The sequence below is a fragment of the Neptuniibacter sp. UBA6509 genome (assembly GCA_002435145.1).
Classification (GTDB): Bacteria; Pseudomonadota; Gammaproteobacteria; order Pseudomonadales; family Balneatricaceae; genus Neptuniibacter.
In genome coordinates, this window is record DJLT01000049.1 from 77,013 (window position 1) to 84,332 (window position 7,320).

A 7,320-nucleotide genomic window follows, 5' to 3' on the forward strand; every position below is an offset into this window, starting at 1 on the left:
CCCGCGTGCGAGGTTCTGAATCTCTTCAGCAAACGGGTGATCATTCGCTCAGGGGCTGAGCTCCTACAATAAAATCTCACTGGTGATCATTCGCGCTAGCACCCTTCGGGCATAAAGGGCTGAGCTCCTACAGGGAATAGATGCAATAAACTTTCAGGTTGGCACAAACCTCTCACCTTTGACGCAGCCGAGTATCGCATAACTCATTGGAATAGATGGATATTTGTCTGAGCGCAGCGAGTTTATATCCGTCCCATTGAGTTAGAGAAACACAGGGTATCGAACGAAGTGAGACAAGGAATAGGCGGCTAGGGGATCCTTAAGGGGAAGAGCTGTTGTTTCCCCTTGAGGGCGAAAGCCTTTGGCTTTAAAGTGTATTTCTAAAGGGAGAACTGCCGTTCCCCCTTAGGGGCGAAAGCCTAAAGAACAAAATCAAAAACCTCGCACACGGGGTGGCTTCCTACAAGTCTGAAGCCTAAACAACTGTCTCCCGTTCTTCCACCACTTCATTTTCAACTTTACGCAAAAACACTTCAGCTGGAATAAACGCAAAAGGAACCAGTGACGCGAGGATAACAAGTCCTAGTTTCCATGATGGCCACTTTTTGTCGTTGGAGACACTCATGGCAAGCATGAGGTAGATCATGAACAGAATGCCGTGTGTCATACCTAATGTAGATACATGATCTCTACTGATAAAGCCAAGCGTGACGCTTAAAATAGCGATGTAAGATAAGCCTTCTAACAGGCTGATGAGGCGAAACGCTTTTATCATTGATTGCTCTCTATGTAATCTGTAGGCGGTGTCTATGTAGTGTAAAAATAATGTCTTATCGTGTTAAATCGTGTTTTATGAAGTGCTGCTTAAAGAAAGACTAACCACCGAATGGGTGTAGCTTCTCTTCTTCCTCATCGTCTTCACCCTCATCATTGATCCAGCGAAGGGCTTCTAACAGCTGAGTGAGTTTGTAGTGGCGAATTTCGCCTTGCATAAATAGCTCAGATACTTTGCTGATCCATTCTACCCATTCTGGGCCGCCGACAATGGCGATGCGATGGAAATCGTTAGCGTGGGTTGCGCCAAACTTTAGGTCTTCCCATACCGCGCCGGCTTCAAAACCTTGGAAGCCTGGGGCGAAAGTGATCAATAGTCGTACTTCTGGATGTGTGTTTTTAACGTGATCAAATAAAGGTAGAAATATTTCTGTGTAGTCTTCTTGCGAGAGTGATTCGTTGGCTTGAAGAACGATAATATCGCCGGTTGTTTCTGGAAGTACGTAAAGCATTAATCTGTTCTTTGCTGAGTTATTTAGCCCTATTATAAAGATAAAAAGGGGTAGGGGTTAGGGCTTAGATCATATCTATGGTGATTGTTGTTTAGGTGTTTGTTTTAAAAGATGAATGAAAGTGGATTTAGCCTGTAAAAAATTCATAGCAAAACGAAAACTACTCAATTGCAAAGCGTTGATTGCATAGGTATTGTTGACGCCTTATCTTGCCGCACATAGTGCAGATTGGGTTTGTTACTAAACTTGATCCGGGAAGTCGGTGCGATCTAGAGCTAAGTTGTTAATTTGGCAACGCTTTAGGCAATCCCGACACTGCCCCCGCAACGGTAAATTGGTTTGGTTATTTCAGGTACCACTGCATCGAACTTTTTATGCTTTATGTAAAAGGTAAAGTGTGAGGTGTGGGAAGGTGAAATAACGGAGTGCTGATTTTGAAATACGAATATTCGTTACCACGTTATTTGTTTTTATTATTAGCCTCGCCAATGAGTCCGGATACCAGCTCGATAAAATGTTTACCATGGTGTTGCGGAGGGCTTCACCGAGTAATAGTTCAGCTGGGCTGAATATACTTATCCTCCCAACTCCGACACTTAATTTGTTGGAGCGTTTGTTGTGTTTAAAAAGTTGTCTCATTCTTTGGCGTTAGCCATTGTTCTTCTGTCATCTAGTCTTTTTACGGCGAGTGCTTTTGCGCACTTCCAGATGGTGTACACCCCCGATCTTTTGCGTGATCGTGGTGGCCTTATTAATTTAAAAATGCCTTTTACCCACCCTGCGGACAATGGTCATGTTATGACGGTTGATACGCCGGAACAGTTTTACATGATCAAAAAAGGCAAAAAAACAGACCTGCTAGATGATGTTAAGTCTTCCACTTGGACCAGTGCGATGAACAAAGGTGATTCTTACGAGGCCGATGTTAAGCTGCGTGGCCTTGGAGATTACGTTTTTGTTATGCAGATGGCGCCTTACCTTGAAGCCTCTGAAGATCTTTATATTCAGCAGATTACTAAGACGATTATTAATGTGGGTGGTTTACCTACTGATTGGAATACAGATTTTGGTTTGACGGCGGAAATAGTCCCGTTGACTAAGCCTTATGCAATTTACGCGGGTGGTACATTTACCGGCGTTGTAAAAAGTCATGGTAAAGCCGTTCCTTTTGCAGAGATCGAAGTTGAATACGTTAATCATCAGCCAGACATGAAGAACAACCGTTTTTCTGACCAGTCTAATATTGATCTGCCCTCCGATGTGTTTGTCACGATGACTATGTATGCGGATGCAAACGGTACCTTTACCTTTGGTATCCCTAAGGCTGGCCATTGGGGTTTTGCTGCGTTGGGTGTGGGTAGTGAAACAGAGCATCAAGGTAAAGAGCTGTCACAAGATGCGGTTATCTGGGTGCAAGCTCACGAAGCTATTTCTTCAAAAAAAGTTATACCTTCAAAACAATGATGCCTTCTAAAGCACTTAATTCATCAAAGTAGCTAAATTCTGTAAAACAGCTAAGGAACAATTATGCATATTGTTGATGGAGCACTCGCGGTACCTGTTTTAGCTGTAGGCGCAGCGCTTACGGTGGCGGGTGTCGCTTTGGGGCTTAAAAAAATGGATTACGATCACCTGCCGCAAGTGGGTGTTCTATCAGCAGCATTTTTTATCGCTTCGTATATTCACTTACCTATTGGTTTTTCCAGCGTCCATCTAATTCTGAATGGGTTAATCGGTTTAGCTTTAGGATGGGCCGCTTTTCCAGCGTTATTGGTGGCGTTGTTTCTACAAGCGGTGTTCTTTGGTTTTGGTGGCTTCGTCGTGCTAGGGGTGAATGTAGTTAATATCGCGCTGCCTGCGGTATTGGTGTATTACCTTTGCCGTCAGGGGATTAGTTCCCCATCACCCAAAGTCGCGGCGACTTGGGGGGCGATTGGCGGAGCCGGGTCGATTGTGTTGACCACAGTGATGGTGGCTTTCTCTTTGATGCTTTCGGGCGAGGCTTTTCTCCTTGCGGCAAAAGCCACTTTTGTTGCGCATATTCCTGTGATGATCGTTGAGGGCGGGGTGACCGCCGCAGCGGTGTTGTTACTTAGGAAAGTGAAACCTGAGTTTTTGCATATTAAGGATGAAACTGATTATGCCTAGCCGGATACTGAAACAAAGCCTTCTGGCTCTTATGACTTTGCTGAGCTTAAGTCTCATGCCTGTTCATGCGCATAATGTAGTGGGTGGTGTGTACGCTATTGGTAACCAGATAGAGGGTGAAATAGGCTTCTCTAATGGGGATATGGCGGCGCAAGGTACTGAGATTAAAGTCAGTGATGCACAGGGTAATCTGCTGGGCATGATAGAGACGGATAGCGAAGGCCTGTTTGTGTTTACGGCTCAGCAGCGGATCGATCATCAGTTTTTTGCTAATTTAAGTTCAGGCCATGTGCTGGAACTGCTGCTACCGGCGGATGAACTTCCAGAAAGCCTACCGGGTGGTAATGCCGTGTCAAACGCGGATATGTCTCAGACATCTACGCCTGTTAACTTTACTGGCGATCAAATAGCATTTCAGCAAATGATTGAGAAAGCTGTCGCTAAGCAAGTTAAACCTTTGCGTAAAGAGCTGGCCGAGTATAAAGAGAAAGCATCCTTGCAAGATGTTATCGGTGGTATCGGTTACATCTTTGGGCTGTGTGGTATTGGTATCTGGTGGCGTCAACGTCAGTTAGATCAGCTTAAAAAGCAGAGCTCTTCAGAAAAACAAGGTCAGGTTTAGGCTTATGCCTCAGTTTTTAGAGCATAGTGGCACCTCCTGGAAGGGACAAAAGGTTAAGCATGATCTGTCTATGATCGATAAGCTTGATCCACGCCTGCGCGTTATTTTAGTCACCGCTTTTGCGTTTGTGACGGTGCTTTCTGAAAACTTTTGGGTATTGAGTATTGCCGCTGCTACGGGTCTTGTTCTAGCGTTTTTAGCGCAATTGAATGTTAAACGTACCCTTCGCCGAGTGATTGCGATGGATATGTTTATGATCTTTTTGATCATTTTGCTTCCATTCACGACACCAGGTGAAGCTTTGTTTACCGTTGCGGGTTTATCTGCCAGTAAAGCGGGCTTTCTACACGCGATGATGATTTTGCTTAAGGCTCATGCGGTGGTGCTCTCACTGTTGGCTTTAGTGGGTACACTAAGTGCAACCTCTTTAGGGCATGCACTAGCACATCTACACGTACCGGATAAATTGGTGCACCTTTTACTTTTTACGGTGCGTTATTTGGATGTTATCGGTCAGGAATATAAAAGAATGCGACGTGCGATGCAGGCGCGTGCATTTGTATTACGTACGGATATGCATACATGGCGCTCTATTGGCTACCTTATTGGTATGTTACTTGTGCATTCATTGGAACGTTCTGAACGTATTATGGATGCGATGAAATGCCGAGGTTATAAAGGTCAGTTCTATCTATTTGATGAGCTGGCACTGGGCAGAGATGATTATCGTTTTATGGCGCTGTTTGTTCCTTTTCTTTGCGCATTAGTGGGGCTTAACTTTTTATGATGATGCAATCACTGATTAAAGTAAGTGGTTTAAGCTATCGCTATCCGCGCCGTGGTTTAGTCTTGGATAAGGTAGATTTCCATCTTGATGTTGGCGAGCGTGTAGCGCTTACCGGTGCGAATGGCGCGGGTAAAACCACGTTACTGCATCTTCTGGTTGGCCTTAAAAAAGCTAAATCGGGCGAGATCTTTGCGTTTGGCTCCATACGTAAAGAGGAGAAGTCGTTTGTTGAGGTTAGGGCGCAAGCGGGTTTTCTCTTTCAAGACCCTGATGATCAACTTTTTTGCCCAACGGTGATTGAAGACGTTGCATTTGGCCCGTTAAACCTGGGTAAAAGCCGTGCTGAAGCCTTACAAATCGCGAGTGAAACTTTAGCCTCTTTAGGTATGGCTGGTTTTGAAGAACGCATAACTCATCAGCTTTCCGGTGGTGAGAAACGCATGATTACCCTCGCAGCAGTACTGGCGATGGAACCTGAAGTGTTACTTCTAGATGAACCGAGTAATGCGCTTGATGCTAAAGCCCGACAACATCTGATTGATACTTTAAAAACTTTGCCGCAAGCGATGATTATTATCTCTCATGATGCGGATTTTTTAGCGCAGTTAGCGACACGTGAGGTTCGCTTAGAAGAGGCGAAGCTTGTGGCGGTATCGAACAAGATAAAAGAAGTTAATGAGAGTGAGTCTACTGATATATCAGCTGAAGCCTTTAAAACTGAGACCGTGCACGCATGATCGCAATTCTTAAACCTCTATCTATAGCGGATTTTCGCTGGCTCTTTTTAGGCCAGTTGGTCTCGCTTATAGGCACAGGTTTAACGACGGTTGCGTTGGCGCTTTTGGCTTTCGATCTGAATCCGAGCGATGCCGGTTTAGTCTTAGGTTTTGCTCTAGCGATTAAGATGGTGGCTTATCTGACGGTTGCGCCGGTGGTGGGTGGCTATGCCCATCGTTTACCTAGAAAGGCCTGGTTGGCTGGACTGAATATAGGGCGTGCTATGTTGGTGGGCGTGCTGCCATTTTGCGATGAGGTTTGGCAGCTGTTTGTGGTTATCTTTCTTTTAAATGCCTTAGCCGCAGGCTATACCCCTGTATATCAGGCGTTACTGCCGGACATCTTGCCGAAAGAGAAAGAGTATACCCAAGCGCTTTCGCTCTCGCGTTTAGCGATGGAGATGGAAAGCTTGTTAAGTCCTGCACTCGCGGCGTTTTTATTGCTGTTTGTCTCCTATGATCTGCTGTTCCAGTTGAATAGTGTGGCTTTCCTTTTGGCCTCTATTTTTCTTTTACTTGTGTCTATCCCTGTGAGTAAGGGAAGTGATCGAAGTGGTGGTGTTTGGCAGCATGTGAGCTTTGGTATAAAAAGTTATCTACGCACGCCTCGTTTACGAGGGGTGTTGTTATTGAATCTTGCTTTGTCTGCCGCTGGAGCGATGATCATCGTGAATACTGTGGTTTACGTGCGTGCGGTATTGGGCTTAGCTGAAGAGATGGTGCCGCTATTGATGGTGTCGGCGGGTGTTGGTTCTATGATAGTGGCGTTTATGTTGCCCGCTTTGTTAGAGCGGTTTCATGATCGCTCAGTAATGCTGGCTGGGGGAGGTGTTCTTTCAGTTAGTCTGTTTTTAGGTCTGCTTTTAGGCCTATTAGGACCTAGCTATCTAGGGCTTTTTCCGCTTTGGTTTATGATCGGGGTGGGTAGCACTATGATTTTAATCCCTACAGGGAGAGTCGTGCGTAACTCTTGTCAGGAGAGTGATCGTAATGATTATTTCTCTGCTAACTTCGCATTAACTCATGGCATGTGGCTGGTGGGATATCTACTGGCAGGTAGCTTAGGGAGTACACTGGGAATGGAATTTACATTTGTAGTGCTCGCGGCGGTTGCTTTATTGGCTACCGTGTTAGCTGCGGTTGTTTGGAAGCAACAAGATCATCATGAGTTGTGGCATGAACATCCGGAGATGGACCACTTGCATCCTCATTACCATGATGAGCATCATCAGCATGAACATGAGGGCTGGGAAGGCCCTGAACCCCATGTTCATCCGCACTACCATGCTAAGCAGAAACACCGGCATAAGTTTGTGATTGATGAGCATCATGCTCATTGGCCAAAGCAGCACTGAGATAGAGAACTTAAATAGAGAGCTGAGATAGATAGCTGAGATAGAGAACTAAGAGAAAGAGCAGGGGCAAAAGATGAATAAAGCACATTTTCCATTTAGCGCTGTTTGTGGTCAGGATACTTTTAAACTGGCGCTTGTTTTGGCTGCAATTAATCCAGCAATCGGTGGTGTTGTGATTAGTGGCCCGCGTGGAAGTGCTAAATCGACATTGGCGCGCGGCCTTGCTGATCTGCTGCCTGCGCATCTCTCATCGGATACGGCTACTGATAGCAATAGTAATAGAAAAAGTGAGTTATTAGACGCAGAATTTGTCACTTTGCCATTAGGTGCCAGCGAAGAGATGTTG

General features: G+C 45.4%; 9 protein-coding genes and 1 riboswitch. Of the genes, 7 read left to right on the forward strand and 2 right to left on the reverse strand.

Annotated features, from left to right (window positions below):
• Positions 1 to 475: 475 nt before the first annotated feature.
• On the reverse strand, positions 476 to 775 hold the full coding sequence (locus tag B4K11_RS06825) for a DUF3817 domain-containing protein (protein ID WP_292955864.1): 300 nt from the start codon (positions 773 to 775) through the stop codon (positions 476 to 478).
• Positions 776 to 875: 100 nt separating this feature from the next.
• Positions 876 to 1,286 (reverse strand): STAS/SEC14 domain-containing protein, encoded by a 411-nt coding sequence (locus tag B4K11_RS06830; protein ID WP_292955861.1) that lies wholly within the window; start codon positions 1,284 to 1,286, stop codon positions 876 to 878.
• 213 nt (positions 1,287 to 1,499) lie between these two features.
• Positions 1,500 to 1,810: riboswitch (cobalamin riboswitch) on the forward strand.
• Between the two features lie 94 nt (positions 1,811 to 1,904).
• On the opposite strand from B4K11_RS06830, the gene B4K11_RS06835 reads away from it, so the two are divergent.
• From B4K11_RS06835 to B4K11_RS06865, 7 genes are all read left to right on the forward strand, one after another.
• Complete coding sequence (locus tag B4K11_RS06835; RefSeq protein ID WP_292955858.1) at positions 1,905 to 2,750, forward strand: DUF4198 domain-containing protein; 846 nt, start codon at positions 1,905 to 1,907, stop codon at positions 2,748 to 2,750.
• A gap of 63 nt (positions 2,751 to 2,813) precedes the next feature.
• Positions 2,814 to 3,434: a cobalt transporter CbiM gene (gene cbiM, locus B4K11_RS06840; RefSeq protein ID WP_292955855.1), complete on the forward strand. Its 621-nt coding sequence runs from the start codon at positions 2,814 to 2,816 to the stop codon at positions 3,432 to 3,434.
• On the forward strand, positions 3,427 to 4,056 hold the full coding sequence (locus tag B4K11_RS06845) for a hypothetical protein (protein ID WP_292955852.1): 630 nt from the start codon (positions 3,427 to 3,429) through the stop codon (positions 4,054 to 4,056). Before cbiM ends, B4K11_RS06845 begins: the two co-directional genes overlap by 8 nt.
• A gap of 4 nt (positions 4,057 to 4,060) precedes the next feature.
• Complete coding sequence (gene cbiQ, locus B4K11_RS06850; protein ID WP_292955849.1) at positions 4,061 to 4,843, forward strand: cobalt ECF transporter T component CbiQ; 783 nt, start codon at positions 4,061 to 4,063, stop codon at positions 4,841 to 4,843.
• Positions 4,840 to 5,580: an energy-coupling factor ABC transporter ATP-binding protein gene (locus B4K11_RS06855; RefSeq protein ID WP_292955846.1), complete on the forward strand. Its 741-nt coding sequence runs from the start codon at positions 4,840 to 4,842 to the stop codon at positions 5,578 to 5,580. Before cbiQ ends, B4K11_RS06855 begins: the two co-directional genes overlap by 4 nt.
• Positions 5,577 to 6,974: an MFS transporter gene (locus B4K11_RS06860; protein ID WP_292955843.1), complete on the forward strand. Its 1,398-nt coding sequence runs from the start codon at positions 5,577 to 5,579 to the stop codon at positions 6,972 to 6,974. The genes B4K11_RS06855 and B4K11_RS06860 overlap by 4 nt, the downstream gene beginning before the upstream one ends.
• Positions 6,975 to 7,047: 73 nt before the next feature.
• The coding region (locus tag B4K11_RS06865; RefSeq protein ID WP_292959296.1) for an ATP-binding protein at positions 7,048 to 7,320 on the forward strand (273 nt) is incomplete at its 3' end.

What these genes read in the sequence shown, in the direction of transcription:
- cbiQ (WP_292955849.1), top strand. Translation starts at nt 4,061, where the DNA reads ATGCCTCAGTTTTTAGAGCATAGTGGCACCTCCTGGAAGGGACAAAAG.
- B4K11_RS06830 (WP_292955861.1), bottom strand. Translation starts at nt 1,286, where the DNA reads ATGCTTTACGTACTTCCAGAAACAACCGGCGATATTATCGTTCTTCAA.
- cbiM (WP_292955855.1), top strand. Translation starts at nt 2,814, where the DNA reads ATGCATATTGTTGATGGAGCACTCGCGGTACCTGTTTTAGCTGTAGGC.
- B4K11_RS06845 (WP_292955852.1), top strand. Translation starts at nt 3,427, where the DNA reads ATGCCTAGCCGGATACTGAAACAAAGCCTTCTGGCTCTTATGACTTTG.
- B4K11_RS06860 (WP_292955843.1), top strand. Translation starts at nt 5,577, where the DNA reads ATGATCGCAATTCTTAAACCTCTATCTATAGCGGATTTTCGCTGGCTC.
- B4K11_RS06825 (WP_292955864.1), bottom strand. Translation starts at nt 775, where the DNA reads ATGATAAAAGCGTTTCGCCTCATCAGCCTGTTAGAAGGCTTATCTTAC.
- B4K11_RS06855 (WP_292955846.1), top strand. Translation starts at nt 4,840, where the DNA reads ATGATGATGCAATCACTGATTAAAGTAAGTGGTTTAAGCTATCGCTAT.